The following is a 24,839-nucleotide window of genomic DNA, read 5'->3' on the forward strand; positions in this document are numbered from 1 at the left end:
CTTACTTCCGTACCGCCATTAGCATCATTCGGTGAAAGGCCTTCACGAGGCCCGCGGAGAGCTCGTAGTCGCGCTTGATTTCGCCGGTCTTCATCATTTCCTGCTCGATCGCGACGCTGTTGCCCGATTGCTGGATCTGCACACCGTCGACCATGCCGACTTCAGCCACCTGAGAGGCTGCGAGGCCGTCCGTGAAATGCATCTTGTTGGTCGCCGCCATCTGGATGCCGGCGTCCTGCAGAACGCTTTCGAACGGCTTGACGTCCTTGGCCTTGTAGTGCGGCGTGTTCGCATTGGCGATGTTGCCGGCCACCACGTTCTGACGAACGGTCAGCCACTGGGCCTGCCGGGACGCGAGGTCGAAAAGCTGAATCGGTTGCATCAAAAGCTCCATGCTTGGTGATGCGAACTTAGGCCGGTAATCTTGCGTGGGACTTTCGTCGGAAAGCGATGCCCGCGGGATCGGGACCGCGGCCGCCGGAGATTACCTGCAAAAGGCAGAAAAGCCGCGTCATCCGTCAGAGATGGCGCGGCGGTCACGGGAAAGGAATACGGATCTGCGTCAGTTGGCCTGGTACATTTCGCCGGAGGAGGTGATCATCACCCAGTGGCCATCCCGCTGCTCGAGCGTGGCAAGACGCGTGTTGTCGGGCAGAACCGAACCGACGCGCACGATGTACATGCCGCTCGCATCCTCGATCAGTGCGCGACCGTTGGCGACATGCATCAGCTTGAAGCCGGACTTGCCGGGAAAGGGCTGCGACAGCCCCTCTTCCGCGGCTGTCCCTTCCGGTCCCGGACCGGCGCCGATGCCCGGCACCGTCGCCGTCGTCAGCTGGTCGATGGCGGCCAAGGTCTCGCCGTCCGCGTCGGGCATGGCGAGCGGGGAGACAGAGACGACGTTGCGCGCGGCGCGCTCCGGCAGCTCGCGGGTCGAACCCTGCCACAAAGGCGGCATGGTGAACTGGTCCTGGTGGAAGAAGGCATACCAGGGAAAGAAGGTCGCGAACGCGGCAAGCGCCACGCCGGTCGCAGCCAGGAACTTGTCGGTCATCGGCATGCGGCTTCGCTTGCGCTGGTGAACCATCTCGTCCGCATCATAATCGGTCATGGTCATCACCTCGTTCTCGCACCCGGCTGATTGCCCATCGCCGCCGCCTTCAGCGCGTTGGCGAGATCGGAAAAGGCATCCTGCGCCGGGCGCTCACCGGCGGTCTGCGTCAATACCTCGTAGATGACCGGCACCTGCTTGATCGCCATGTCGAGATCCGGATCGCCACCTGGGCGATAGCCACCGATCAGGCGAAGGTCGCGGGTCTCTTCGAAGCGGTGGATCAGCGCCTTCAGGCGCGAGACCAGCTTTTCCTGGTCGGGGGTCCAGGCCTTGCGCGCGAGACGCGAGATCGAGGCGAGCGGATTGATCGGCGGGTACCGCCCCTCCTCCGCAAGGCTGCGCTCGAGCACGATGTGGCCGTCGAGGATGCCGCGCGTCGAGTCGGCAACCGGATCGTTGTGGTTGTCGCCGTCGACGAGGATGGAGATGATCGCCGTGATCGTGCCCGCGCCTTCGGTTCCCGGGCCGGCGCGCTCCAGCAGGCGCGGCAGTTCGGTGAAGACGGAGGCCGGATAGCCGCGCGCGATCGGCGGCTCGCCGGACGCGGTCGCGACCTCGCGGATCGCGTGGGCGAAGCGGGTGACACTGTCGACGATCAACAGAACGTTGTCGCCGTTGTCGCGATAATGCTCAGCAATGGTGACGGCGGTCAGCGGCGCCATCTTGCGCAGCATCGGGCTCTCGTCGCTGGTCGCGACGACTGCGACGGACTTCGCCAGATTGTCGCCCAGCGTATCCTCGATGAATTCGCGCACTTCACGGCCGCGTTCGCCGACCAGCGCGATCACCACCTTGTCGAAGGCATCGGCCCGCGCCAGCATGGAGAGCAGCGTCGATTTGCCGACGCCGGAGCCGGCGAAAATGCCGAGACGCTGGCCAAGGCAGAGCGGAGAAAAGATGTCGATCGCACGCACGCCGGTCAGGAAGCCCTTCTCGACCCTTTTGCGGGTCATCGACGGCGGCGCGGTGTTGGTGATCGAGCGGCGCACGTCGCCCTGCTGCAGAGGACCGAGACCATCGATCGGTTCGCCGAGCGCATTGATCGCACGACCGCACCATTGGTCGGTCGGCGCGACGCGGAAGGCGCCCTTGCGGATGACCGTGTCGTGGATGCCGATCGGGTCGCCGGGCTCGATCGGGCAGACGACCACCCGCTCCGGCTCGACCCGAACGACCTCACCGAGATGGGTTCCGGTGACGCTCTTGTGGGCGACGAAATCGCCGAGCCGGACATGCCGCGACAGGCCGGTCACCGTGTAGTGGCCGGGCGAGATCGTCTGGACGTGACCGCCGGGTGCGATCGAGAATTCGGGTTTGGCATAGCGCTCGACCAGGCCGGCAAGTGCCGCCAGAGATGTCGATCCCGCGCTCGGTTTCAGGCCTTCGCTTTGCATGCCGATGTCCGTCACAGATTAACGACTGCCGCCAAGCGTCTTGACCGCTTCTTCGAGCGATCCTTCGCTGTCACGCAAGAGGGCGGTGATTTGGTCGAAGGCGCGGGTGACCATGATCAGCTGCGACATTTCCTGGATGGCATTGACGTTGGACTCCTCGACGAAACCCTGCATGACGCCCACATCGAACCGGTCGACCACCGGCTCGACCTGCGCTGCCGGTTGAACGGCGCTGTTGTCGAGACGGATGAAGCCCTGGCTGAAATCGGCCTCGTAAAGGCCGAGCGAGGCGACGGCGACGCCGTTCTGATGAAGCGCACCATCGGCGCCGACGGTGATTTCACCGCCATTGCCGTTCAACTGGATCGGCGCGCCGCCGGCGTCGAGCACCGGATAGCCGCGGATGGTGACGAGTTCGCCGGTGTCCGTCAGCGTGAAACGCCCGTCGCGCGTCAGCGCCTGACCGGATGGCGTCTCGATCTGGAACCAGGCGTCGCCCTTGATGGCAAAGTCGAGCGAGGAACCGGTGCGCGAGAGCGAGCCGTTGCTGGTGTTCAGGAACTCCTCGCCCTTGCTGACATAGGAAACCTTCACCGGCTTGGTGTCGCCGAGCATCTGGTTGAACTTCACCTCGGTTCCACGGAAGCCGACGGTGTTAGAGTTCGCGATGTTGTCGGCAAGTGTGTTGAGGCGCTTTTCAAGCGCCATCTGCGACGAGATTGCGACGTAAAGACCGGTTTGCACGCTCAGTTTCCCCCGAGTTTCAGGCTGTTGATGGACAGGAGAAGATCGGAAGAAATGCCGTAGCCGCTCGACGAGCCGAAGACCGCGAGCGGATCATAACCGTCCGTTGAATTTTTGGTTTCCCAGAGCGCGGTGAACCGGTCGAGAAACTCGGCTACCTTGGTCGGGTCCTGGAAGTCCTTGAAATCGAGCGCCTGTTCATAGGTCTCGGCCTGGCGATCGACATTGGTCGCAGCGAATTCGTCGGGCAGCTGCAGGGCCGTGCGCACCACCTGGGCGATCGCCTCGTCGGCGATGATGGCGTAACCGCTGTTGATTGTCGGCGCCATGCGGGAAAAATAGAGCGCAAGCCTGACGCCGGCATTCTCTTCGCCTGCGTCCTGTTCCAGGGTCTGGCGGGTGTATTTTTCTGCGACGCCCTTCTGCGCACGATCGAAGGACGTGGCGGCCGCGCCGTGGGCTGCAAAATTCAGCGATTCGACGAGCTGCTTGTAGCGGTTGTCGGTCAGCTTGTTGGCGAAGGCATCTTCGTTGTCGACGCCTTCCGTCAGCACCTTGCGCATGAAGGCCTTGGCATAGGCCATGTCTTCGAGGCCGTGCGCCTTCATCGCGTAATTGTAGAGACGGGTATCGGCAAAGAAGTCGTCGATCGTTTTGACGTCGCCGATCTTCGACAGATAGTACGCGGTCTCGCGCGCCACATCGGGCTGCTCGGCAACACGGGCCAGCGACTTCGTCAAGTCGGCCGTAATCAGCTTGTAGCTCGTATAGGTCGTGGTCACGATCGCTCCGCCCCTGCCGGAATGAGACAGGCAGCCCCTGAGCCTGTTCTGACAAATCCTGACCGGACAGCCTTGCGCGAACCTGTTCCGCCAGGTGGCCCTGTCGCCAGGACCGGCCAGCCTCACGCAAGGATGAAACCGTATCCCGTTAGCGGAAAATAAGATCGCGACAGGTATCGAATATGAACATCATCATCGGACTTCTTGTGACGTTCGGCTGTATCCTCGGCGGCTATCTGGCGATGGGCGGCCACATGGAAGTCCTCAACCAGCCGTTCGAACTGCTGATCATCGGCGGCGCCGGCGTCGGCGGCTTCATCATGGCCAACTCGATGAAGGTGGTGAAGGATACCGGCAAGGCGCTTGGCGAAGCCTTTCGCCACAAGGTGCCGAAAGAGCGCGAGTATCTCGACACGCTCGGCGTTCTCTATTCGCTGATGCGCGACCTGCGCACCAAGTCGCGCAACGAGATCGAAAGCCACATCGACAACCCCGAGGAATCCACGATCTTCCAGTCGGCGCCGACGGTTCTGAAGAACAAGGAACTGACCGCCTTCATCTGCGACTACGTGCGTCTGATCATCATTGGAAACGCCCGCTCGCACGAGATCGAAGCGCTGATGGACGAGGAAATCCAGACCATCACCCACGACAAGATGAAGTGCTACCACGCGCTGAACACGATGGGCGACGCCTTCCCGGCGATCGGTATCGTCGCGGCCGTTCTCGGCGTCATCAAGGCGATGGGCGCGATCAGCGAGGCGCCCGAAGTTCTCGGCGCCAAGATCGCGGCCGCTCTCGTCGGCACACTGCTCGGCGTGTTTCTCTCCTATTCGATCGTCGCGCCGCTCGTGGCCAACGTCAAATCGGTGCGCGAGAAGCAGAACCGGCTCTACATCATCGTCAAGCAGACACTGCTTGCCTACATGAACGGCTCGGTTCCGCAGGTCGCTCTCGAATATGGTCGCAAGACCATTTCGGCCTACGAGCGTCCGTCGATCGACGCGGTCGAGCAGGAAATGATGAACCCCGGCGGCGGCGGCGAAAGCAAGGCGGCTTGATCTGATGACCTCCAATGTTCACGCATTCGACCGCAAGCTCCTCGCGCGTATGACCGGCGCGCTCGGCGACGACCGGGTGATCGGCCGGCTGGCCCTCGAACTCGGCCAGGTCTTCGGCGAATTCCTGCCGGACATGTGCCGGGCGGAGACGGGTCTCGACATCACCATCGGCTATGCCGGCCACCGGACCGGGATGCGCCGCGACTTGATCTCGTCGATGGGCACGGGCGTGCTGATCAGCGAGGTTTCGCTGCGCAACTGGTGCACGGACTTTCAGATCGGCTGCGACAGCCCGATCATCATCGCTCTGGTGGAGGCGCTGCTCGGCGCCGAGCCCGCCGGCATCGAGGAACCGCAACCGCGCGCCCTTTCCCAGATCGAAATCGACGTGGCCGTGCCGCTGTTCGAGAAGATCGCCGACGTGCTCAGGACCGCCGTCAATGCGCCTGGCAGCTTCGAGCCGATCGTCGAACGCCCGATCAACAGCGTCGCGCGCCCCAAGCCCGATCCGATGATCGAGGACGTTCACGCCGGCGCGATCGACATGACGATCGGCTTCGGCCCCGTGCTTTCCACCTTCTCGATCATCGTTCCGCAAAGCGTGCTTCTGAAGACGACGATCGTCTTCCCCAAGGGAAGCGGACAGCAGCGCAAGGCAAAGGCCGAGTGGACGGAACAGCTGGAGGAGCAGGTTCGCCGTTCGGCGGTGACGATCGAGGCACGTATCCGGCTCGAAAGCCTGACGCTCGACACGATCAGCCGCCTGCAACCAGGCGACGTCATTCCCTTCCTCGACGCCCAGGACGTTCGCGTCGACGTCAACGCCAATGGCCGCGACCTCTATGTCTGCGAATTCGGGCGCGCCGGATCGAAATACACGGTTCGGGTCAAGGATACGCACGGATCCGAACAGGACATCCTTCGCCACATCATGAGTTAAATCGGCCTGCCGCGCGCTCGCAGCATGCCTGAGGCAAGCTTCAACTGGAATAGTTCTCACATGGCACCCAAAAAAGCACCCATCAACGAACAGGCCGAAGTCGCTGTCGGAGATATGGAACTCGACCAGGCGATCAACGACTTGCGCGGTGTCCTGAAGCAGGATTCCGACACGCCTGATGCTTTCGGCTCCGAATTCGGCGGCGAAACGCTTGGCACCACCGATTTCGGCAGTGATTTTGGCGCACCGGCCGCTGGCGGCCTCGACGCATTCGGCGGCGATTTCGGCTCCAGCGACTTCGGCGCCGATCTCGGCGGCGCGGCCGCGACGAGCGATTTCGGCGGCACGGATTTTGCCGCGACGTCCTTCGACAGCGCTGATGCGGCCGTCGATACGCCGCCCGGCAGCGGCATGAACGCCAATCTCGATCTGATCATGGACATTCCGATCGACGTGCAGATCGTGCTCGGCTCGAGCCGGATGCAGGTCTCGGGCCTCATGAACCTCAGCGAAGGCGCAACGATCGCGCTGGATCGCCGCATCGGCGAGCCGGTGGAGATCATGGTCAACGGTCGCGTGATCGGCCGTGGCGAAATTACCGTTCTCGAAGGCGACGATACCCGCTTCGGCGTCAAACTCATCGAGATCAAGGGCAATAAGAAGTCATAGGGCCCAATGATTGGGCGAAGGATGAATCCATGATGGATTTCGAAAGTTTCGAGGCTCAGGCGCTATCAAGGCCGCTCAGCCAGACGGACAAGGCGGCGGCCGTTCTGCTTGCGATGGGCAAGGGCGTCGCCAGCAAGCTGTTGAAGTTCTTCACCCAGAGCGAACTGCAGTCGATCATCGCCTCGGCGCAGTCGCTACGCGCCATTCCGCCGCATGAGCTCGAAGCCCTCGTCAATGAGTTCGAAGACCTCTTCACCGAGGGCGCTGGCCTCATGGACAACGCCAAGGCGATTGAGAGCATTCTCGAGGAAGGCCTGACGCCGGACGAAGTCGACGGCCTTCTCGGCCGACGCGCCACGTTCCAGTCTTACGAAGCCAACATCTGGGATCGCCTGCAGGAATGCGACCCGGTCGCCGTTTCCGTCCAGCTTGCCAAGGAACATGCACAGACGATCGCTTACGTGCTGTCGATGATGCCTTCGAGCTTCGGTGCCAAGGTGCTGCTGCAGCTGTCGGAAGAACAGCGCCCGGACATCCTGAAGCGCGCCGTCAACATGAAGGACGTCAACCCGAAGGCCGCCGCAATCATCGAAAACCGCGTCATGGAAATGATCGGCGAGATGGAAGCGGAGCGCAATTCGGCAGGCCCGGCGAAGATCGCCGAGGTGATGAACGAACTCGACAAGCCGCAGGTCGATACGCTGCTTGCCTCGCTCGAATCGCTCAGCACCGCGTCGGCCAACAAGGTTCGTCCGAAGATCTTTCTCTTCGACGACGTGCTCTACATGCCGCAGCGCAGCCGCGTTCAGCTCTTCAACGACGTGTCGACCGACATCATCACGATGGCGCTGCGCGGCTCGACGTCGGAACTGCGCGAATCGGTGCTTGCTTCCATCGGCGCGCGCCAGCGCCGCATGATCGAGTCCGATCTCGCCATGGGCGATGCCGGCATCAACCCGCGCGATATCGCCATCGCACGGCGTTCGATCACGCAGGAAGCCATCAGGCTGGCTGCGAACGGGCAGCTCGAGCTCAAGGAAAAGGATGTGCAGGCCGCCTGAGGCGTGCCTCCGTCCAACGGGCCGCGCAACGCGGCCAACGGACCGCTCCCCGAAGGGTAATTTCTGTTGAGCCCCGGCGAATGCCGGGGCTCAACTCTTGCCTGGTTCCCGCGCTGGGTCCACTACAGGAGGCGCAATGCAGGGCGTATGTCCGCCGGACGCGCGTCACTGTAGAGGAACTGGGAGCCGTCCTGTCTCATGTCGGACGATCAGGATAAAGACAGCAAAACAGAAGCCCCGTCAGAGAAGAAGATCTCGGACGCCGCCGAGAAGGGTAATGTGCCCTTTTCACGCGAAGCCACGATGTTCGCATCGACGCTCGCGATCTATATTTTCTTCGTCTTCTTCCTGACAGACGGCGTCGCCACCCTCACCGAGGCGCTCAAGGATATCTTCGAGCAACCCGAGGCCTGGCGGCTGGAAAACGCCACCGACGTCGTGGCCCTGATCACCCATCTGATCTGGAAATCGACGGCTCTGGTTGTCCCGGTTTTCGTCCTGCTGATCGTCTTCGGCGTCGGCGCCTCCATCTTCCAGAACTTGCCCCTGCCGGTTCTCGACCGCATCCAGCCCAAGCTCAATCGGGTTTCACCGATGGCGGGGCTCAAGCGGATCTTCGGCATCCAGGGCCTGGTCGAATTCGGCAAGTCGCTGTTCAAGATCATCATCGTGTCGGTCGTCGTCGTTCTGGTGCTTTGGAACGACTATTTCGCCACGCTCGACCTGATGTTTTCCGATCCGGTCACGATGTTCTCGACGATGGCGAGCGACCTCAACCAGATCATGATCGTCATTCTGCTGTCGACCGCAGTGCTGGCGATCGCCGACCTCTTTTGGTCGCGGCACCATTGGTACACCGAACTGATGATGACCAAGCAGGAAGTGAAGGAAGAAATGAAGCAGGCGCAGGGCGACCCGATCGTCAAGTCGCGCCTGCGCTCGATGCAGCGTGATCGGGCGCGCAAGCGCATGATCTCGTCGGTGCCGCGCGCCACGCTGGTCATCGCCAATCCGACCCACTATGCCGTCGCCTTGCGTTATGTCCGCGAGGAGAGCGACGCGCCTATCGTTGTGGCAATGGGCCAGGACCTGGTTGCCCTCAAGATCCGTGAAATCGCAGAGAAAAGCGGCATTCCCGTCTTCGAGGACCCGCCGCTTGCACGCTCCATGTTTGCACAAGTCTCGGTCGATAGTGTGATTCCACCGGTGTTTTACAAGGCTGTTGCCGAACTCATTCACCGCGTGCATGCGTCGCAACCAAAACGGATGACATAACTCCGATGAAAAAGTGCGAATTCTCCGAGAAACGAGAACAGATCGTAGCTGAAGCAATTCGCCCTGTGGCGACCGAACTGCGCCTCATCGACGCCGCCGATTTCATCGCGCTGTTGCGGTTCGAGTCCTATGCCAGCCTCGCTGACCTCGTCGAATCGGCAGCGGAGCTCTATTTTCTGCCCGGCACGGTCAATTTCGGCCTCGGCGGCAACTACAATCTGGATTGGGACAGCGAGCCGGAAATCGTGCTCGACCTCGAACTGAAGCCCCGCGGCGTGACCATCTATGTCCGCCTGTCGCTCGGCAACGAGACGGCCGGGATCGAAATCAGCCACATCAATTTCCAGAACCCGTCGTCCGACCCGGACGAGAACACGGCCTTCCTGGCGCGGAGCCTCGCAGAGGCGAAATTCATCAAGTCCTATGAGTTGCCGCTGGCGAGTTGAAAGCGCCGCTCGGACGGATCTCGTCTTGGCGTGCGATTGACGCTGGCAGGTTAAATTCCCTCGGCTCCGCCGCTCAAAAGGCCGGCGCGGTCCGTCGTGTCCGGAGCTAGCTGATGTAGCCGAGGCGGATCGCCTTGGCGATCGCCTGGATGCGGTTGACCGAATCGAGCTTGGTGGTCGCAGCCCCCAGATAGGCGTTGACCGTGTGGACCGAAAGTCCCATGCGCTCCGCGATCTCTTCGCTGATGTGACCGTCGCCCGCCATCTGCAGGCAGGCGATCTCGCGGTCGCTCAAGGTTTCCGCCGGGGCGACGCGCTTCTCGTCGGCCGCCAGAAGATCGGTCATGATCATGCAGCTGCGGCCGTGCAGATCGACCACCTGTTCCGTGGAGGCGTCGACGTAGCTGCCGGCAAAGACGACGTAACCGTTGCCCTGGGCGCCGAGCCTGACGGGGAAAGCAATGCCAGAATAGGGAAGCTTGCGGCCCTTCAGGCGATGCGCGAAAGGCGCGAGCTCGGAAAGCTCGGCCGCCTGGTGCTCGCCGGCTCCATCCCAAAGGATCGGCAGCAGCGACTGGTCGAGATGCGCGACCAGTTCTTCGCCATAGGCGTTGACGAGATCATGGGCGTTGGCTTCCGCGGCTACGCCCCAGTTGTCGAGGACGCAGGTGAGCTTTCGGGCGCTGCCGGTTCCCTTGCTGTTGAGGCGCAAGACTGCGAAGTGCTTGGCGTTGATCTGACGCTGCATGGCCTGCAGGCGCGTGACCAAGGTGGCCGCTCGCGCGGCGCGGTTGCCGTTTCTTGCGAGCTTCTGCTCGTCCTCGATCCGCCCGCCGCCAAGAAAATGCGTCATCGCGCCCGTTCCTTACACAAGATTATTGCGCACCGCGTAGGCAATCGCTTCGGACCGTGTCCGGGTCGCGGTCTTGCGCATGACGCTGGTGATGTAGTTGTTGATGGTGTTGCGCGAGATGCCGAGGATCACAGCGATCTCTTCGCTCGTCTTGCCTTCGGCAATCCAGAACAGGCACTCCAGTTCGCGCTCGGTCAGCTCGAAATCGCGGTCATGGCGGACTTCGGCGCGCGTGGTGAAGCTTGCCAGATAGCCCGCCAGAAGCGTGACGTCACGCAGGCTCTCCTGCGACAGGATCACGTCGTCCGGGACCAGCAGCATCAGGGAGAAACGCAGGCGCCCGACATTGAAGGTGATCGCGCAGTATTCGCGGCTGATGCCGCGCGGCAACTCGGCATTGTCGGGCAGCGCATGAAAACACGGCTGCAGCACCGCGAGGCATTTTTCCAGTTCCGTCGTCTTGGCATGAAGCGCAGTGATCACGCCGGAAAGCCGCCGGACGACGTCGAACGGCCAATCAGAGCAGACCACGTGGTCGAGTCCGCTGTCCTGCGACAGATCATAACGCGCCAACAGATAATGGCTCGCTCCGACATATTCCGTCAGAGCCGAAAGGCCGCTTCCGAGACCGCCGCGCCCGGCGACTTCGCCCAGTCGTCGCAAAAGCTGCTCGCGCGAAAACCCGCCGCCGCGTGCGCGTGTCGGTGCCGTCGGCAAAGGCCAGACAGCAATGTCTGCTTGCGAAATGTCCATGAGTTCAGCCCCTGTGCCGGATCCACATCCCGGAACTGCATTTGCGCTGCCGCCGCCAACAGCCGGCCGAAGCCGAATATTACCACCAGTCGCAGATCAGGACGCGAATCAACTGCTAAAAATGTACATCGACGCGAGAAAAAAAACATCGCCCTCTTCTGGCTATTTACTTCGCATCGCCGGCATGTCGCGATTCGCAATCGCACGCCCCCTGCCAACACCCGTCTGTTGCGGAAAGGATCGACAAAGAGCCGCAACACCTTGAAAGAAAGAGCTTTTTCTCTTGAAAATCGGCGATTTTCGCGCGGTGAACGAGAAGGAGGGCGGCGTTGCGAGTGGAAAACGATGGGATTTCATCCCAAAAAAGGACGGTTTTTCGCGCACAGAGAATTTCGAATGCGCGCGATATTATACTTTGTTTTCATAGCTGTTGCTCAAATGCACCAGCCTATTTTCAGGTCTCCCTCATTTTACCGATATATAAATTGTGAAACTCAAAGAATAAATTTCGAGAGCAATAATGTTATATTTGCGATGAACTCTGTATAGCTCGAATCCGACATAGTAGATAGCAACGCGGAATGCACGCCATGCGGGCGGGCCGAATCTATAAATTAAGATATCGTTAAAATATTACCATCTTGGTAACCGCCGGGACTCCGCCGGACTCCCTTGGAAACTTGAAGCAATTTCGGCGCCAGATGAAATATGACGGCCGAACTCCGACAATATTTGACCTGAACACCAAAACCCACCGCAGGCCCGATGAGGCGTGGCGGCGACAAGAAAAATCCCGCCACAAGGGCGGGATTTGCAAGAAGTTCCAGGGCCGTTTTCTGTCCGTCAGGCCGCCTTGTCGAGAGCCCACTTGCGCAGGATCTTCGCCGCGCGCTCTTCGCTGATCTCGACCATGCGGGCCAGGCGCCGCTCCGGCCCTTCCTTAACGCGGCGATTGAAGCTGCCGCTGTCGTCGCCCATGCTGAGCAGGTCGTCGGTGCTGTCGAAGCCGAAGTCCGAGCCGAAGCCTTCCATGAGCGCGCCGCCGGCGCCGGCATTGGCCGGAGAGAAGTCGGGAAGCTCGAGGCCAGCGGCTTCGCCCTGGATCTGGCCGGCGCCGCCGCCGAGACCGAGCTGGCGAGCCAGTGGTCGCATGCCCATCCAGACCACCAGGAAGGCGACCACGATGAAGGCGAGCGCGTTGATGATGCCGCCGAGGTTGCGGGTAAGCGTTTCCATGACACCCGGGCCGGCAACCGCCTGGTCGAGCAGCTGCGTCTCGACGAAGTCCATGGCGGTCAAGGTCACGATATCGCCGCGGCTGGTGTCGAGGCCTGCAGCCGAGGCGACGATCTTCTGCATGTCGGCGAGATAGGCGTCGATCTTGGCCTGGTCGGCCGGCTCGCCCACCATCGCTGCCAGGCGACCACGGTTGACGACGACGGCAACGGAGAGCCGCTCGACGGTGTAGCTGTTCTTGACGGTGGCGATCGTCTTGCTGTTGATTTCGTAGTTGGTCTGCTCTTCCTTCTTCTCGGCCTGGTCGCTCGACTGCGGGCCGGCACCGCCCTTCGGGGCGGCCTGAGGAATGTTCTGCTGTACCGTCGCGGCATTGTCCGGCTGCTGCTGGCTGGACTTCTGCTCTTCCTTGGTCACACGGGTCGAGCGCTCGACGCGCGATTCCGGATCGAAGACCGTTTCCTGGATCTGCTGCGTGTCGGTGTTCAGACGTGCCGTGACGCTCGAGCGGAAGTTGTCCATGCCGAGGAACGGAGCAAGCGCATTGTCGATCTTCTTCTCAAGCTCGGTCTGCACGTTCTGGACAACGCCGAGCGACTGGTTGAGGGCGCTGTTGGCCGGGTCGTCGCCGGAGGCGAGAAGCTGCCCGGTCGAATCGAGCACGGTCACGTCATCGACGTCGAGCCCCGGTACGGACGAGGCGACGAGATGACGGATCGAAGCGGCGGCGCTGCGGCCGACCGTGGCGCTGGCGCGGATCATGACCGAGGCGGTGGGGTTCTGGTCTGCCTTGCGGAAGCTGCCGCGCTCCGGCATCACGATGTGGACGCGGGCGGCGGCGATACCGGAAATCTGCTGGATGGTGCGGCCGATTTCGCCTTCGAGGGCACGCACGCGGGTCACTTCCTGCATGAAGGAGGTGAGGCCGAGCGAACCGACATTGTCGAAGAGTTCATAGCCGGCATTGGCGCTGCTCGGCAGGCCACGCTCGGCGAGCAGCAGGCGCGCCTTGCTGGTCATGCCGACCGGAACCTGCAAACTGGCACCGTCAGCCCCGACATTGAAATCGATGTTGGCCTCAGCCAGCGCGATGCTGATCTGGGTGACATCGCTGCGTTCGAGCCCGACATAGAGCGTCTCGAACGAGGGTCTGTTGACGTAAATTCCAGCCCCGAGCACCATGCCGACCGCAACAATGCCAGCCGCCGCCAACGCGATCAGCTTGCCTTGCCCGAGACTGCTCAGGTTCTTCGTGAACGTCGAGAGTTGATCCAACAGACTCATTCTGTTTCCGCACCCAGTATCGCAAGGTCATCGGGCCGATCATCGGCCGAGCGCCCTGCGCAGTTCCAACATTCGGGTTTTCTGGGTATCGACATGCCGAGTATCGACTTCCAATGCAGGCGAATCCACCAGTCCCGATCCGGACCGTAGGAAACGAAACTTGCGCGAACTTGGCTTGATGAGCCCAATCGAAGCGGCGGAAGCCTCGCCACAAAACTTATCCACCGGCGCGAAGCGGGCCGTCGGGCGCAGCCAAGCCTCGCCGCAGAGTTGCGGCGGCATCGGGACACGCTGCAGCAAGCTGCTGAATATAAAAGGATATTCTCAGACGCGCGCCCTGAAGCGCGCTTCGCAAGCGTCAGAACGCTTCGAAATCGCCGGCCGCCTTCGTCAGCGGCTGGGAGTGGCCGTGGCGCAACATGCCGTTGCCAAGTGCCTTTTTCATATCGGCAAGCTTCACCAGATTGACGGCCGTGGTGACGTCGACCATCCAGGCGTCCGGGATCGATGCGGTAATCGTGTCGATGAATTCGGCCAGCCCGCGGGTCTTCTGCACGGCAAGGTCGATGCCCTGCAGCACCATCATCTTGTCGGGATTGGCAAGCGCATCGGCGCCATGGTCGCCGGCAAGCTGCGGCTCGATCCGCTCGATCAGATAGGCGACGTCGTGCAATTCGGTGACGATGCGCATCAGCACTTCGGGGAGCGCTTCTTCCACGTGCGGCATGTGGGCCTGGTAGTCGGTCTGCATGTGTATGTCTCACGTGGCTCGGGGCTGCGGTAGAAGTCGTATTTCGGGCCTGCGAGGCGCCTGCCTCGCAGTATCAGAAGAATTCGATGGAGCTTTCGGCCGGCTTCGGCGCGACGATCGGGCGTTCCTCCAGTTGCACCGTGCGTTGCGTTTCGACGCCGGTCAGGGCATATTGCCGGGCGCGGCCGGACGACGGCCAGTATTCGAGCTTGCGACCGTGCTCGCCGCCGGTGCTCTCGCCGACGATGCGGATGCCCTCGTCGAGCAGGAACTGGCGCGCGAAGGCGGCGTTCTGTTCTCCGACATTGGAAAACCGCGCGATCGTCTTGGCGCCCCCGAAGATCTTGGCTTCGAGACGATCTCGCCGGGCGCCCTGTTTCAGGAGGCCGTTGATGAGCAACTCCATGAGGTGGACCCCGTAGCGGGTCGCGTCGCCGCCGGATGTGGGCGACGTCGCGGAACCTGGCAGCAGGAAGTGATTCATGCCGCCGACGCCGACCACGGGATCGCGCATGCAGGCTGCCACACAGGAGCCGAGAATGGTCGACAGAACGATGTTCGGATCGTTGAAGACCTTGTACTCGCCCTGAATGACATGCACGCGCTTGCCGGCGGCTTCCATGTTCATTTGAGCGCCCCGAATACGGCTTCGATCGCAGCCTTCATCTTTTCGATGGTGAAGGGCTTGGCCAGAACGTTGTTGGCACCGAGGGCCGCTGCCTTCTGAACCAGGGCACGGTCGCCCTGGGCCGTCAGGATGATGAAGGCCGCCTTCTTGGTCGCCGGGTTCGAACGGACAGCCTGCAGCAGGCCGAGCCCGTCCATCTTCGGCATGTTGAAGTCGGAGATCACCAGGTGGTGCGGGTTCTGAGCCATGATCTTCATGCCCTGCTCCCCGTCACCGGCGGCGGTGATCTGCTTGAAGCCGAGTTGCTGCAGGGCGTCACCCAGGAGCAGGCGGCTCGTCACCTGATCGTCGACGATCAGAACTTTGATTTTTTCGGCGATGGACATTATTCGCTTCCTTCCTTGCGGAGCGCCGCTGCTTTCAGGACCTCCTCCCCGATGGATCCGAGGGGGAGCTGGGTTTCAACGGCGCCCAATTCATAGGCGACTCTCGGCATGCCGTAGACGACACATGTCTTTTCGTTCTGGCCGAAGGTCTTTGCTCCGGCATGCCGCATTTTCAGGAGACCGGAGGCGCCGTCGCGCCCCATGCCGGTCAGAATGACACCGATCGCATTGCGTCCGGCAAGCTCGGCGACCGAATCGAACAGCACGTCGACCGAAGGCCGATGTCCGTTGACCGGGTCGCGGTCCACCAGGCGGCAGCAGGGTGCCGTCGGGTTGGCGACCTGCAGATGGCGCTCGCCACCGGGCGCCAGGTAGACCTTGCCGATTTCGAGCCGCGCGCCGTCCGTCGCCTCCTGCACCGCCGGCGCGCAGAGACGGTTCAGCCGCTCCGCGAAGCTCTTGGTGAAGGTGTGCGGCATGTGCTGCGTGATGACCGTCGGCGGGCAATTGGCCGGGAACTTCTGCAGGACCGTGATCAGGGCTTCGACACCACCGGTCGAGGCGCCGATGGCGATGATCTTGCGGCCGGCTCGGTAATCGGACGCCGTATTCGCATTGGCCGGAGCCGGCGCCGCGACCTTATTGCCGGTGATGATGAACTTGCGCTGCGAGCGAGCCGCAGCCTTCACCTTGTCGACGAGGCCGGCAAAGGGATGCGGGTCGCCGGGATGCGGCTTGCCGACACAATCGAAGGCGCCGATTTCGAGTGCTGCGATCGTGGCTTCAGCGCCCTTGTGGGTAAGCGTCGAGACCATGATGACCGGCATTGGCCGCAGCCGCATGATCTTGTCGAGGAATTCGAGGCCGTTCATGTTCGGCATTTCGATGTCGAGGGTGACGACATCGGGATCGAGTTGCTTGATCGCCTGGCGCGCTTCCATGGCGTCGGCCGCCTGGCCGACGACGGTCACGTCTGGATCGGCGTTGAGCACGGCTGTAATCAGGCCACGCATTGTGGCGGAGTCGTCAACGACGAGAACGCGAGCGGGAGTGGTCATGCCCGTCCTCCATGAAATTTGCCGGTGTGGCGGTAGGTGGTGATGCCGATGTTGTCGAAGTGCGCCTTTGCGTCACCGGACACACGTTCGGAATGGCCGATATAAAGGTGACCGTCGGTGTTCAGCATGCCGGCGAAGCGCGACCAGATCTTCATCTGCGTCGGCTCGTCGAAATAGATGACGACGTTGCGGCAGAAGATGACATCGAACGGACCCTTGAACGGCCACTGCGCCATCAGGTTCAGTTCGTTGAAGGTGATCAGCCGCTTGACGCGATCATCGACCTGCCACTTGAAGCGGCCACCGCTGTTGACCTCGGAGAAATATTGCTTGCGCATGGCCGGATTGACGGTTTCGAGCGCGGTCGCGTCGTAGGCACCGGCGCGAGCGAGCGCCAGAATCTTCGGGTCGATGTCGGTCGCAAGGATCCGGAAATCGTAGTCGGCCGCGTTCGGCAGCAGCGACAGGACCGTCAGTGCGATCGAATAGGGCTCCTGCCCGTCCGAGCAGGCGGCCGACCAGATGCGCACCCGGCCACCGGCCTTGGCCCGTGCGATCAGGTCCGGCAGCACGTCGGTCTTCAGGTGCTCGAAGTGATGGTTCTCGCGGAAGAAGCGCGTGAAGTTCGTCGTCAGGTGCGAAAGCATGTCGCGCCGTGCGGCCGCACCGGCGGGCGAAGCGACCAGCTGGCAATACTCGCGGAAGCCTTTGAGCCCGAGATTGCGAATGTGCTTCGACAGCCGCGAATAGACGAGCGACGCCTTGGTCTCGTTGAGGTAGATGCCGGCATCCGCATAGATCATCGCGGCGATCTCGGTAAGATCGCGACGGGTCAACGGATACTCGCCGCTCGCCAGGCACTCGTCCGGCGACAGTTTCTGTTCGGCGATGATCTGGCTTCTCATGCGGCTTCCCTTTCTTCCTGCGGGAAGATCGCTTCCAGTTCAATAAGACAGATCATCCGGCCTTCGATCGCGAGCACGCCGCGCGCAAAGCTCTTTTCGAACTCCGACGAGATGACATCCGGCGTCGGCTGGATCTTGTCGTCTGTGATCGTCAGGATGTCGGAGACAGCGTCGACCAGAAGGCCGACGACCTGGCTCTTGACCTGTGCGACGATGATGACGTGGCGCACGTTCGGTTCGGCCGGTTTCATGCCGAGCCGGGCCGAGAGATCGACGATCGGCAGCACCGCGCCGCGAAGGTTGATGACACCCAGCACATAGGATGGCGCATGCGGCATGGATGTCGCAGGCGTCCAGCCACGGATCTCGCGCACCTGCATGATGTTTACGCAGAATTCCTGATCACCGACGCGGAAAGCGATCAGCTCCCGTCCGTCCGTCGTCAGATTTTTTGCGGCATAGGTCATTGTCATTATCCGACTGCAGCAAGTGACATTTCAGGTTTCAGCGAATGCCCGCGCGAGGCGGCGACGATCGCGTCGACATCGAGGATGAGCGCCACGCGGCCGTCACCGAGAATGGTCGCGGCGGCGATGCCCGGCACGTGGGTGTAGTTGGCTTCCAGGCTCTTGATCACCACCTGGCGCTGCCCCTGGATCGCATCGACCATCAAAGCGCGCTGGCCGCCACCTTCCGATTCCACCAAGAGCGCGACGCCCTCGACCGGGTTCGCCTGGATGGCGCGGAAGTTGAGGATGCGACCGACGTCGACGAGCGGGCAGAACGAGTTGCGGATCGAGATAAGCCGCTGGTTGGAGCCGAAGGAGTGGATCGCCGAGGCTTCCGGCTGCAGCGTTTCGACGATCGCTGTCAGCGGCACAACCAGCGTCTGGTTGGCAACGGTGACCACCATGCCGTCGAGGACGGCGAGCGTCAGCGGCAGGCTCATGGTGAAGACCGAACCGTGGCCCGGTTTCGACGAAATGTTGATGCGACCGCCGAGCGCCTGGATCGAGCGCTTGACCACGTCCATGCCGACGCCGCGGCCGGAAATGTCGGAGATCTTGTCAGCCGTCGAGAAGCCGGCGTGGAAGATCAGGTTGTCGATCTCTTCGTCCGACAGGTTGGCATCGGCGGCGATCAGGTCGTTGTCGATCGCCTTCTGGCGCACCTTCTCGCGGTTGATGCCCGCGCCGTCGTCGGCAAGCTCGATGACGATGCGGCCGGAACGGTGCTTCGCCGTCAGGCGCACGGTGCCTTCGGCGCTCTTGCCAGCGGCGAGGCGCTTTTCCGGGGTTTCGAGGCCGTGGTCGACCGCGTTGCGGATCATGTGGGTCAGCGGCTCCGCGAGCTTGTCGATGACCGTCTTGTCGACTTCGGTGTTCTCGCCTTCGGTGATGAGGCGGACCGACTTGCCGGTCATGTCGGCGATTTCGCGAACGATACGCGACATGCGCTGGAAGACCGGCTTCACCGGCTGGGCGCGGATCGCCATGACCGAATCCTGGATCTCGCGGGTGAGCTGCTGCAGCTCTTCGAGGCCCATGTTGATCGAGGACGTACCGTTGGTGTCGTTCTCGACGACGCTCTGCGAGAGCATCGCCTGGTTGATCACGAGTTCGCCGACAAGGTTGATCAGGCGGTCGACGCGATCGAGATCGACGCGGATGGTCGGCGTTGCAGCCGATGCGGCAGCCTGTTGCGCGGCAGCGCTCTGGGCGGCGGCACTGGCAGCGGGTGCCGCCTTTTCGGCCGGTGCGCGGGCGGCGGACTGCGCCATCTGCAAGACGTTGCTTGCCGTGCCGGCAGCCGAAACCGCGGCGTCGCGATCCTGCTGCTGGGAGGCAAGCTGTTCTTCTTCCTCGACGACACCGACCGATACCGCCGGTTCGTCATCAAGGATCGACAGGTCGAAGGGAACCGGCTGCATCGGCAGCTCTTCGCCCGACTGCGTAGCCTCGTCTTCGATCCGCGAAATCTCCAGGTCGCAATCCCACTCGGCGAATTCGAAGACGGTGCGGATCGCTTCCTCGCCCTTGTCGGTCTTGAGCGAGATCTTCCAGAAGAAGTAAGCGCTTTCCGGGCTCAGCCGATCGAGCGTCGGCAGTGCGCCCATGTCGCAATGGATGCTCATCTCGCCGAGGCGCGAGAGGTCGCGCAGAAGCAGCGTTGCCTCGTTGCCCTTGGCGTAGAGATCGGACTTCGGCTTGAAGACGATCTCGTAGGTGGGCATTTCCATCAGCGGCGGCTCTTCGGCCGCGTCGAAGTCATCGAAGGAGAAGGCGACAGGCTGGAAGCCTTCGTCGTTGACCGGCGGCGGCGCCACGACGGCGACCGGCTTGGAAACCGCTTCAACCGCTGCTGCCGACGCCTGCGGCACTTCGCCGTTTGCGAGTGCCTCGAGTTCCTTGATCAGCTGGCGGCTGCGCGCCTCGTCGACGCTGCCGCCATCGCGCGCAGCATTGGTGAGGTCGGCGAGCACGTCGGCCGACTTCAGCATCACCTTCAGAACTTCCGGACCGGGATCGAGCCTGTTGGAACGAACGCAATCAAGGGTCGTCTCGAACACGTGCGCGAAGGAGACCAGGTCGTCCAGCCCGAAGGCGCCGGCGCCACCCTTGATGGAGTGCACCGCACGGAAAACGGCATTGACCGTTTCCGGGTCGCGGTCGCCATCATTGAGCTTCAGCAGACCCGATTCCAGTTCGGCGAGTTGTTCCTCGCATTCCTGGAAGAAGATCTCTTTGATTTCGTTCATATCCATTGGAGGCTATCCCCGGACTTCAGGCCGTTACGCGCTCGATTGCATCGATGAGTTTGGTCGGGTCGAACGGCTTGACGATCCAGCCGGTTGCACCCGCCTGACGCGCGCGGTTCTTCTTCTCCGCGTCGCTTTCAGTGGTCAGTACCAGAATCGGAATGGCGCGGTAGCGATCGTTCTTGCGCACGCCCTCGATGAAGCCGAAACCGTCGAGACGCGGCATGTTGATGTCGGTGACGATCACGTCCGGATTGGCTTCCTCCAGGACCTCAAGGCCCTCCACGCCGTCCTCGGCCTGGATCGTTTCGAAACCGGCATTGTTCAACGTGACCAGCAGCATGTTTCGGATCGTCCGGGAGTCGTCGACCGTCAGAACTCGCTTCTTCATTTCTCAAATCTCCTTTGCCATCAGGTGGTCGATCTCGACCCCGATGAGCTGTGTCGTTTTGTCGAAAGCGTCCGACACCTTGCTGAAGGTGAAAGACAAATGATCCTCTTCCCAGGTCTTGGCGCCGGCCATCAGCACCTGGACACAAAGCGTCCCGACCCGCTCGACCGCGGAAGCGTCGATCACGATGTGGCTGCCCTTGAGCGCGAGCAGCTTCTCGTGCAGTGCCGTCGCCTCGTTCAGGTCCAAAACCGGAGCGAGGCTAAGCGTCTTCTGAGCGGTCTTCTTGCTGGCCATTCCTGTCTTCCTCGACTGCTAACTCTTTACTGCCCTAAAAATCAGCGCTGCCAACCGGCGAGCTGCCGCTGCAGCCCGTCGTCAAACAGCGGTGCGGCCGGCTCGTCGGTAACGGCGGCCGATGCGTGACGGAAGGGCTCGCGACCGGTGCGTGCCGGCGCAACCGGATGGCGGCGCTCCAGGCGGAACTGGCGGATGGTCTCGCCGAGTTCGACGATGACTGTGTGAAGATCGTCCGACGAGCGGACGGTATCGCAGGCGAGCGCGGCACTTGCCTCGACGCCCCTGGAGATCGTGCCGATCTCGGTCGCGACGCCGCGGAGGTCGCCGACCTGCTGCTCCGCCTCGCGGGCGATGCCGGAGACGGCGGAATTTATCGACGTCACCTGCTCGACGATGCTGCTGATCGCGTCCTGGGTGCGGCCGACAATCTCGACGCCGGTCTCGACCTGCGCCTTGGTGCCGGAAACGAGCTGCTTGATTTCGCGCGCCGCTTCGCCGGAGCGCTGTGCCAGCGCACGCACTTCCTGGGCAACGACGGCAAAACCGCGACCGCTGTCGCCGGCGCGCGCCGCTTCGATGCCGGCGTTGAGCGCCAGGAGATTGGTCTGGAAGGCGATCTCGTCGATGACGCCGATGATCTGGCCGATCTTTTCGGCCGACGCCTCGATGTCGGCCATGGCGGAAATCGCCTGGCCGGCGATCTCGCCGCTGCGCTCGACGGCAATGCGGGTCTCGTTGGCCTTCGTTTCCGTGGCGCTGATCCGGCCCGAACCGGTCGCCATGCGTCCGGCCATGTCGGAGAGCACGGCAAGCTGCCCGGAAAGCGCGTCGGCTTCAACGCTCGCCTTGTCCGTGAAGGCTGTCGCGCCGTCGCGCATGCGGTCGACCAGTACCCCGGCAGCCTGGCTGCGCTGATCGGAGGCCTGAAGACTTTGCTGGATCTGTTCGAGTGCCGCGTTCAGGCTCGCCACGATCGGCTGATAGGCTTCGACCGCCGTTTCCGGCAACCGCGCGCCGAGATCACCCTGGCTCACGCCTTCGGCAAAGTCGCCGAAGAGCGCCTTGACCTCCAGCTCGTCGGCGCTGCGCTGCTCGGCGAGCTGCCGCTGGTGCTGTTGGCGGAGGGCGTTGAAGCGGAGCGAAACGCCGATCTCGCTGTCGACGAAGGTCGTGCGCACCAGAGCGGCGACGAGCTCGCAAAGTTCGCGGCGGCGCGCCTTGCCCATCGGCAGGAAGGATCGCGGCCAGGCGTCTTCGATCAGTCCGACGATGAGATGTTCGAGCACGACGGCATGGCTTGCCATCTGCCAGCGCGGATCGAGGCCCATGCGGCTTGCGGTGTCTGCGAGCACCTTGATGCGCTCGGCATAGAGCCCGTCAAAGCGTGCGTCGGTCAGCACGTTCCAGTGCGACGACTGAAGATCCTGGAGGCGGTCGATCTGGCGGTCGCTGTCGAAATGGCGGGCGGCGTCGGGATAGGTCTGGAGGCGCTGGAAGAGGTCGCGAAGCGCCTGATCGATCCGGGGAGAAAGCTTTTGCCTGTGATCACGGACGCGGTTGCAGCTCTCGTCGTCGAGCCCGGCAAAGCGCAGGCGCTCCAGCAGGCTGCCTGCTTGGCCCTTTTTTGCCTGTTCTGACGATGCTTCCTGCCTCAACGCTGATCCCCGGTGTGCACGTTCGGAACTTGCCTGGGAGCATCAGGGAGGGCCACGGTCCACCGGACGTGCACGCCACATCGATGAGATCAGCCTCCGCCGAAAAGCGTCTGCTGTCGTTCATCCCGCAAGTAAATTCGGTGAAGAATGGATACCGGACCGGAACCGGTACGGCGGGGCGGCATCATGCCTTGAGGAGACTTGTGAATTATCCCATTCCGACGTGTGGGACCATGTTTATGGTTAATTCCTTGCTTGAAGGTTAACGGTCCCTCACCTCTAATCGGAATCACTAAAATTCACAGGGTGTTTTCACGCGCCATTTTTGCGCTGCAACAAAACTGTAATAAACGCCCCTGAAACCAACAGGTTCTCAATCACAAGAGTTTAGAATTGTACTTCGACTTGCGCTCGCGTATCGAAGCGAAAGTGAAGTGGGCGCTGCATGCGCGAAGAAACCTTCGCATCACGCAAAGCGACATCATGACGATGCGCTTACAGGAAACGAACAATGATTGTTCTTGGCATTGGCGCCGCACTCACAGCAATCCTGACAATGATGGCAGTATCGATCGTGCTCAACATCGAGCACAACCGGTCGGCAAAGCGCAGCTCTGTGTTTTGATCGGGCTTTAGCCCATCTCTTACTGACACAACCAGGCATCTCTGCGGCCGGGGACGGATGTTCTACGGCCGCTTTTCTTTGCACACATGGTCCTGCGTCGCCTTTTGCCATGCCTGCGCATAGGCGGCGAGGCTCACCGCGATCTCGCCCGCAAGCGGCTCGACCCCGGTCCTGACCGCGGATCCCTTAACCAGACACGCAGCACCGAGGCTCGTACCCGTGATATTGTGGGGATCGGCAAAGACCGGCCGGCCCGTCGCTGCGGCGAGCATGCGCAGATAGGTCCTGTTGGAAGCAAAGGGCCCTTCGACGACGATATCGCCGCGCGCGCCGATCAGGTCGAGACAGGTGGCTGTCATCAGCGCCAGATGGAACGAGACGACGACAAAGCGTTCGGCGGGGCCAAGCTCCCGTTCGTCCGTCGTCCAGATCGCTTTTGCAGCCGGAAAGGGACCGGATCCCTCGGGAATGGACGGCAGCAGCATGTGGCCGGCCCCGGCCACGGCCTCTTCCGTTTGCGGCGACACAGGGGGCGCCCCCTCCCCCAACAGAAGCTGGAAGGCGCGGCCACCCATGAAGCGGGCGGAGGGTACGGGATCGCCAAGCGCGTTGACGTTTACAAGCGTGTCGCGGTGTTCGTCGAGCGCCTTCGCCTCGGCGCCGACCGCGAGCATCACCACCCAGGTGCCGGTGGAGACCACCGAGAAGGGCGCGGCCCGCGTCAGCAGATGCGGCAGCAGCGAGGCATTGGAATCATGAATGCCGCAATAGACCGGGGTCCCTGATGCGATGCCCGTTGCAGCACAGAGCTCCGGCCGCAGAGCACCTGCGATATCGCCCGCCTTCAACACCGGTGCGAAGAGGGGCGTCCAGCCCTGGCTTTCGACAAGAGACGAGAATGTCCCTGCCCGTGGGTTCCAGAGATCCGTGTGGCAGCCGAGCGAGGTCAGCTCGTTACAGAGCGTACCTGTCAGTCGATAGGTCCAATATTGCGCATAGGTGAGGACCGAGGCGACCCTGGCGAAGTCGTCGGGAAAGGTCTTCTGCTGCCAATGGAGCTGGGCGCCGACATTGAGGCCCATCGGCAGGCGCGCGGAGCCGGTCTCGGAAAAGGGCGGCCTCACTTTATCATACTTGGCGGCGAGGCTGTCGGGGCCGGCGTGCTCATAGTCAAGCACCGGAAGCGCCAGATTGCCTGATGCATCGAGCACGACGGTGGTCGCGCCATGGGTGGTGATCGAGATCGCCTCGAAGGCGTGTTCGGCATGGAGTGCTGCGAGGCTTTCGAGCAGGAAGGCCCAGAGACGTTCGACATCGAAATGCGGATAAGGACCATCGGTCAGCACTGCATTCGCCGTCTTACGGACGGCGATCTCCTCGAAACGGTCGAGATCGACTGCCGCAACCTTGGCATTGGTCTTGCCGATATCGATAACGCCAACAACCCGCATGCGATCATTCCATATGAAAGACGGTCTTGAGCGGCACCGCGACCGGTTCGTTATCGGCCTTGGTTTCCATGATATCAGCCATATGCGCCCACCATCTCTGCATGATGGGATGGGATGGCAGCTCGGCCATGCGATGGTCGTCCGTTCGCCAGAGCACGCCGAAGAGCAGATCGCTCTCCTCGTCCAGATGGATGGAGTAGTCGGAGACGCCGGCCTCCTTCAGCAGGGTGGCCAGTTCCGGCCAGATGGCATCGTGCCGCGCCTTGTATTCGGCGGCCATGCCCGGGTTCAAGCGCATGCGGAAGGCGTATTTATCCAT

The 24,839-nt window shown here is 62.2% G+C and carries 26 protein-coding genes; 6 read left to right on the forward strand and 20 right to left on the reverse strand.

Annotated features, from left to right (window positions below):
- Position 1 precedes the first annotated feature (1 nt).
- The 5 genes from flgB to IB267_RS12160 all read right to left on the reverse strand — a co-directional run bounded on the left by flgB (position 2) and on the right by IB267_RS12160 (position 4,034).
- Positions 2–382 carry a flagellar basal body rod protein FlgB gene (flgB, locus tag IB267_RS12140; RefSeq protein WP_192447858.1) on the reverse strand — a complete coding sequence of 127 codons (381 nt, stop codon included), beginning with the start codon at positions 380–382 and terminating at the stop codon, positions 2–4.
- A gap of 180 nt (positions 383–562) precedes the next feature.
- Entirely contained in the window at positions 563–1,117 is a 555-nt protein-coding gene (locus IB267_RS12145) for a flagellar protein (protein ID WP_192447859.1), read from the reverse strand.
- Complete coding sequence (fliI, locus tag IB267_RS12150) at positions 1,117–2,508, reverse strand: flagellar protein export ATPase FliI (RefSeq protein ID WP_192447860.1); 1,392 nt, start codon at positions 2,506–2,508, stop codon at positions 1,117–1,119. The genes IB267_RS12145 and fliI overlap by 1 nt, the downstream gene beginning before the upstream one ends.
- A gap of 18 nt (positions 2,509–2,526) precedes the next feature.
- Positions 2,527–3,252, reverse strand: coding sequence for a flagellar basal-body rod protein FlgF (flgF, locus tag IB267_RS12155; RefSeq protein ID WP_192447861.1), 726 nt, complete (start codon positions 3,250–3,252; stop codon positions 2,527–2,529).
- Positions 3,253–3,254: 2 nt separating this feature from the next.
- Positions 3,255–4,034, reverse strand: a complete 780-nt coding sequence (locus tag IB267_RS12160; protein WP_034796919.1) for a DUF1217 domain-containing protein — start codon at positions 4,032–4,034, stop codon at positions 3,255–3,257.
- A 182-nt stretch (positions 4,035–4,216) separates the two neighbouring features.
- On the opposite strand from IB267_RS12160, the gene motA reads away from it, so the two are divergent.
- The 6 genes from motA to IB267_RS12190 all read left to right on the forward strand — a co-directional run bounded on the left by motA (position 4,217) and on the right by IB267_RS12190 (position 9,486).
- On the forward strand, positions 4,217–5,095 hold the full coding sequence (gene motA, locus IB267_RS12165) for a flagellar motor stator protein MotA (protein ID WP_043613037.1): 879 nt from the start codon (positions 4,217–4,219) through the stop codon (positions 5,093–5,095).
- 4 nt (positions 5,096–5,099) lie between these two features.
- A complete protein-coding gene (locus IB267_RS12170; RefSeq protein ID WP_192447862.1) occupies positions 5,100–6,035 on the forward strand; it encodes a FliM/FliN family flagellar motor switch protein in 936 nt (311 codons plus the stop codon).
- A gap of 60 nt (positions 6,036–6,095) precedes the next feature.
- A complete protein-coding gene (gene fliN, locus IB267_RS12175) occupies positions 6,096–6,704 on the forward strand; it encodes a flagellar motor switch protein FliN (RefSeq protein WP_192447863.1) in 609 nt (202 codons plus the stop codon).
- 29 nt (positions 6,705–6,733) lie between these two features.
- On the forward strand, positions 6,734–7,765 hold the full coding sequence (gene fliG, locus IB267_RS12180) for a flagellar motor switch protein FliG (protein WP_034796925.1): 1,032 nt from the start codon (positions 6,734–6,736) through the stop codon (positions 7,763–7,765).
- Positions 7,766–7,963: 198 nt separating this feature from the next.
- Positions 7,964–9,040: a flagellar biosynthesis protein FlhB gene (gene flhB, locus IB267_RS12185; RefSeq protein ID WP_192447864.1), complete on the forward strand. Its 1,077-nt coding sequence runs from the start codon at positions 7,964–7,966 to the stop codon at positions 9,038–9,040.
- A gap of 5 nt (positions 9,041–9,045) precedes the next feature.
- Positions 9,046–9,486: a hypothetical protein gene (locus tag IB267_RS12190; protein ID WP_043613045.1), complete on the forward strand. Its 441-nt coding sequence runs from the start codon at positions 9,046–9,048 to the stop codon at positions 9,484–9,486.
- Between the two features lie 106 nt (positions 9,487–9,592).
- Here IB267_RS12190 and visR read toward each other — a convergent pair whose 3' ends face one another.
- The 15 genes from visR to rhaM form a co-directional block, all read right to left on the reverse strand.
- Complete coding sequence (gene visR, locus IB267_RS12195) at positions 9,593–10,339, reverse strand: transcriptional regulator VisR (RefSeq protein WP_192447865.1); 747 nt, start codon at positions 10,337–10,339, stop codon at positions 9,593–9,595.
- A gap of 12 nt (positions 10,340–10,351) precedes the next feature.
- Complete coding sequence (gene visN / locus IB267_RS12200; protein WP_192447866.1) at positions 10,352–11,092, reverse strand: transcriptional regulator VisN; 741 nt, start codon at positions 11,090–11,092, stop codon at positions 10,352–10,354.
- Between the two features lie 843 nt (positions 11,093–11,935).
- The gene (gene fliF, locus IB267_RS12205; RefSeq protein ID WP_043613052.1) at positions 11,936–13,612 is read right to left on the reverse strand and encodes a flagellar basal-body MS-ring/collar protein FliF; all 1,677 of its coding nucleotides are present in this window, start codon (positions 13,610–13,612) and stop codon (positions 11,936–11,938) included.
- A 358-nt stretch (positions 13,613–13,970) separates the two neighbouring features.
- Positions 13,971–14,363, reverse strand: a complete 393-nt coding sequence (locus IB267_RS12210) for a hypothetical protein (RefSeq protein WP_043613055.1) — start codon at positions 14,361–14,363, stop codon at positions 13,971–13,973.
- 73 nt (positions 14,364–14,436) lie between these two features.
- Positions 14,437–14,991: a chemoreceptor glutamine deamidase CheD gene (gene cheD, locus IB267_RS12215; RefSeq protein ID WP_043613058.1), complete on the reverse strand. Its 555-nt coding sequence runs from the start codon at positions 14,989–14,991 to the stop codon at positions 14,437–14,439.
- Positions 14,988–15,377, reverse strand: a complete 390-nt coding sequence (locus IB267_RS12220) for a response regulator (protein ID WP_025425902.1) — start codon at positions 15,375–15,377, stop codon at positions 14,988–14,990. Before IB267_RS12220 ends, cheD begins: the two co-directional genes overlap by 4 nt.
- Complete coding sequence (locus IB267_RS12225) at positions 15,377–16,435, reverse strand: chemotaxis response regulator protein-glutamate methylesterase (RefSeq protein ID WP_192447867.1); 1,059 nt, start codon at positions 16,433–16,435, stop codon at positions 15,377–15,379. Before IB267_RS12225 ends, IB267_RS12220 begins: the two co-directional genes overlap by 1 nt.
- Positions 16,432–17,340, reverse strand: a complete 909-nt coding sequence (cheR, locus tag IB267_RS12230; RefSeq protein WP_043613064.1) for a protein-glutamate O-methyltransferase CheR — start codon at positions 17,338–17,340, stop codon at positions 16,432–16,434. Before cheR ends, IB267_RS12225 begins: the two co-directional genes overlap by 4 nt.
- Positions 17,337–17,807 carry a chemotaxis protein CheW gene (locus tag IB267_RS12235; RefSeq protein ID WP_043613065.1) on the reverse strand — a complete coding sequence of 157 codons (471 nt, stop codon included), beginning with the start codon at positions 17,805–17,807 and terminating at the stop codon, positions 17,337–17,339. The genes cheR and IB267_RS12235 overlap by 4 nt, the downstream gene beginning before the upstream one ends.
- A gap of 5 nt (positions 17,808–17,812) precedes the next feature.
- Positions 17,813–20,104, reverse strand: coding sequence for a chemotaxis protein CheA (locus IB267_RS12240; RefSeq protein ID WP_192447868.1), 2,292 nt, complete (start codon positions 20,102–20,104; stop codon positions 17,813–17,815).
- A 19-nt stretch (positions 20,105–20,123) separates the two neighbouring features.
- The gene (locus tag IB267_RS12245) at positions 20,124–20,489 is read right to left on the reverse strand and encodes a response regulator (RefSeq protein ID WP_025425897.1); all 366 of its coding nucleotides are present in this window, start codon (positions 20,487–20,489) and stop codon (positions 20,124–20,126) included.
- A gap of 3 nt (positions 20,490–20,492) precedes the next feature.
- Positions 20,493–20,786 carry an STAS domain-containing protein gene (locus IB267_RS12250; RefSeq protein WP_192447869.1) on the reverse strand — a complete coding sequence of 98 codons (294 nt, stop codon included), beginning with the start codon at positions 20,784–20,786 and terminating at the stop codon, positions 20,493–20,495.
- A gap of 41 nt (positions 20,787–20,827) precedes the next feature.
- Positions 20,828–22,444 (reverse strand): globin-coupled sensor protein, encoded by a 1,617-nt coding sequence (locus tag IB267_RS12255; RefSeq protein WP_192447870.1) that lies wholly within the window; start codon positions 22,442–22,444, stop codon positions 20,828–20,830.
- Between the two features lie 687 nt (positions 22,445–23,131).
- Entirely contained in the window at positions 23,132–24,520 is a 1,389-nt protein-coding gene (locus tag IB267_RS12260; RefSeq protein WP_192447871.1) for an FGGY-family carbohydrate kinase, read from the reverse strand.
- Positions 24,521–24,524: 4 nt separating this feature from the next.
- Positions 24,525–24,839 carry an L-rhamnose mutarotase gene (gene rhaM, locus IB267_RS12265; protein ID WP_192447872.1) on the reverse strand — a complete coding sequence of 105 codons (315 nt, stop codon included), beginning with the start codon at positions 24,837–24,839 and terminating at the stop codon, positions 24,525–24,527.

The organism is Ensifer sp. ENS09, from assembly GCF_014852425.1.
In the GTDB taxonomy this organism is placed as follows: Bacteria; Pseudomonadota; Alphaproteobacteria; order Rhizobiales; family Rhizobiaceae; genus Ensifer.

Bases quoted from the DNA above. Each gene is read 5' to 3' on its own strand.
- visR (WP_192447865.1), bottom strand. From the start codon at position 10,339: ATGACGCATTTTCTTGGCGGCGGGCGGATCGAGGACGAGCAGAAGCTC.
- IB267_RS12235 (WP_043613065.1), bottom strand. From the start codon at position 17,807: ATGACCTATGCCGCAAAAAATCTGACGACGGACGGACGGGAGCTGATC.
- IB267_RS12190 (WP_043613045.1), top strand. From the start codon at position 9,046: ATGAAAAAGTGCGAATTCTCCGAGAAACGAGAACAGATCGTAGCTGAA.
- IB267_RS12145 (WP_192447859.1), bottom strand. From the start codon at position 1,117: ATGACCATGACCGATTATGATGCGGACGAGATGGTTCACCAGCGCAAG.
- IB267_RS12245 (WP_025425897.1), bottom strand. From the start codon at position 20,489: ATGAAGAAGCGAGTTCTGACGGTCGACGACTCCCGGACGATCCGAAAC.
- IB267_RS12220 (WP_025425902.1), bottom strand. From the start codon at position 15,377: ATGTCCATCGCCGAAAAAATCAAAGTTCTGATCGTCGACGATCAGGTG.
- cheD (WP_043613058.1), bottom strand. From the start codon at position 14,991: ATGAACATGGAAGCCGCCGGCAAGCGCGTGCATGTCATTCAGGGCGAG.
- flhB (WP_192447864.1), top strand. From the start codon at position 7,964: ATGTCGGACGATCAGGATAAAGACAGCAAAACAGAAGCCCCGTCAGAG.
- fliI (WP_192447860.1), bottom strand. From the start codon at position 2,508: ATGCAAAGCGAAGGCCTGAAACCGAGCGCGGGATCGACATCTCTGGCG.
- IB267_RS12240 (WP_192447868.1), bottom strand. From the start codon at position 20,104: ATGGATATGAACGAAATCAAAGAGATCTTCTTCCAGGAATGCGAGGAA.
- IB267_RS12225 (WP_192447867.1), bottom strand. From the start codon at position 16,435: ATGACCACTCCCGCTCGCGTTCTCGTCGTTGACGACTCCGCCACAATG.
- motA (WP_043613037.1), top strand. From the start codon at position 4,217: ATGAACATCATCATCGGACTTCTTGTGACGTTCGGCTGTATCCTCGGC.
- IB267_RS12260 (WP_192447871.1), bottom strand. From the start codon at position 24,520: ATGCGGGTTGTTGGCGTTATCGATATCGGCAAGACCAATGCCAAGGTT.
- fliF (WP_043613052.1), bottom strand. From the start codon at position 13,612: ATGAGTCTGTTGGATCAACTCTCGACGTTCACGAAGAACCTGAGCAGT.
- fliN (WP_192447863.1), top strand. From the start codon at position 6,096: ATGGCACCCAAAAAAGCACCCATCAACGAACAGGCCGAAGTCGCTGTC.
- visN (WP_192447866.1), bottom strand. From the start codon at position 11,092: ATGGACATTTCGCAAGCAGACATTGCTGTCTGGCCTTTGCCGACGGCA.
- cheR (WP_043613064.1), bottom strand. From the start codon at position 17,340: ATGAGAAGCCAGATCATCGCCGAACAGAAACTGTCGCCGGACGAGTGC.
- IB267_RS12210 (WP_043613055.1), bottom strand. From the start codon at position 14,363: ATGCAGACCGACTACCAGGCCCACATGCCGCACGTGGAAGAAGCGCTC.
- IB267_RS12170 (WP_192447862.1), top strand. From the start codon at position 5,100: ATGACCTCCAATGTTCACGCATTCGACCGCAAGCTCCTCGCGCGTATG.
- rhaM (WP_192447872.1), bottom strand. From the start codon at position 24,839: ATGGATAAATACGCCTTCCGCATGCGCTTGAACCCGGGCATGGCCGCC.
- IB267_RS12250 (WP_192447869.1), bottom strand. From the start codon at position 20,786: ATGGCCAGCAAGAAGACCGCTCAGAAGACGCTTAGCCTCGCTCCGGTT.
- flgB (WP_192447858.1), bottom strand. From the start codon at position 382: ATGCAACCGATTCAGCTTTTCGACCTCGCGTCCCGGCAGGCCCAGTGG.
- fliG (WP_034796925.1), top strand. From the start codon at position 6,734: ATGATGGATTTCGAAAGTTTCGAGGCTCAGGCGCTATCAAGGCCGCTC.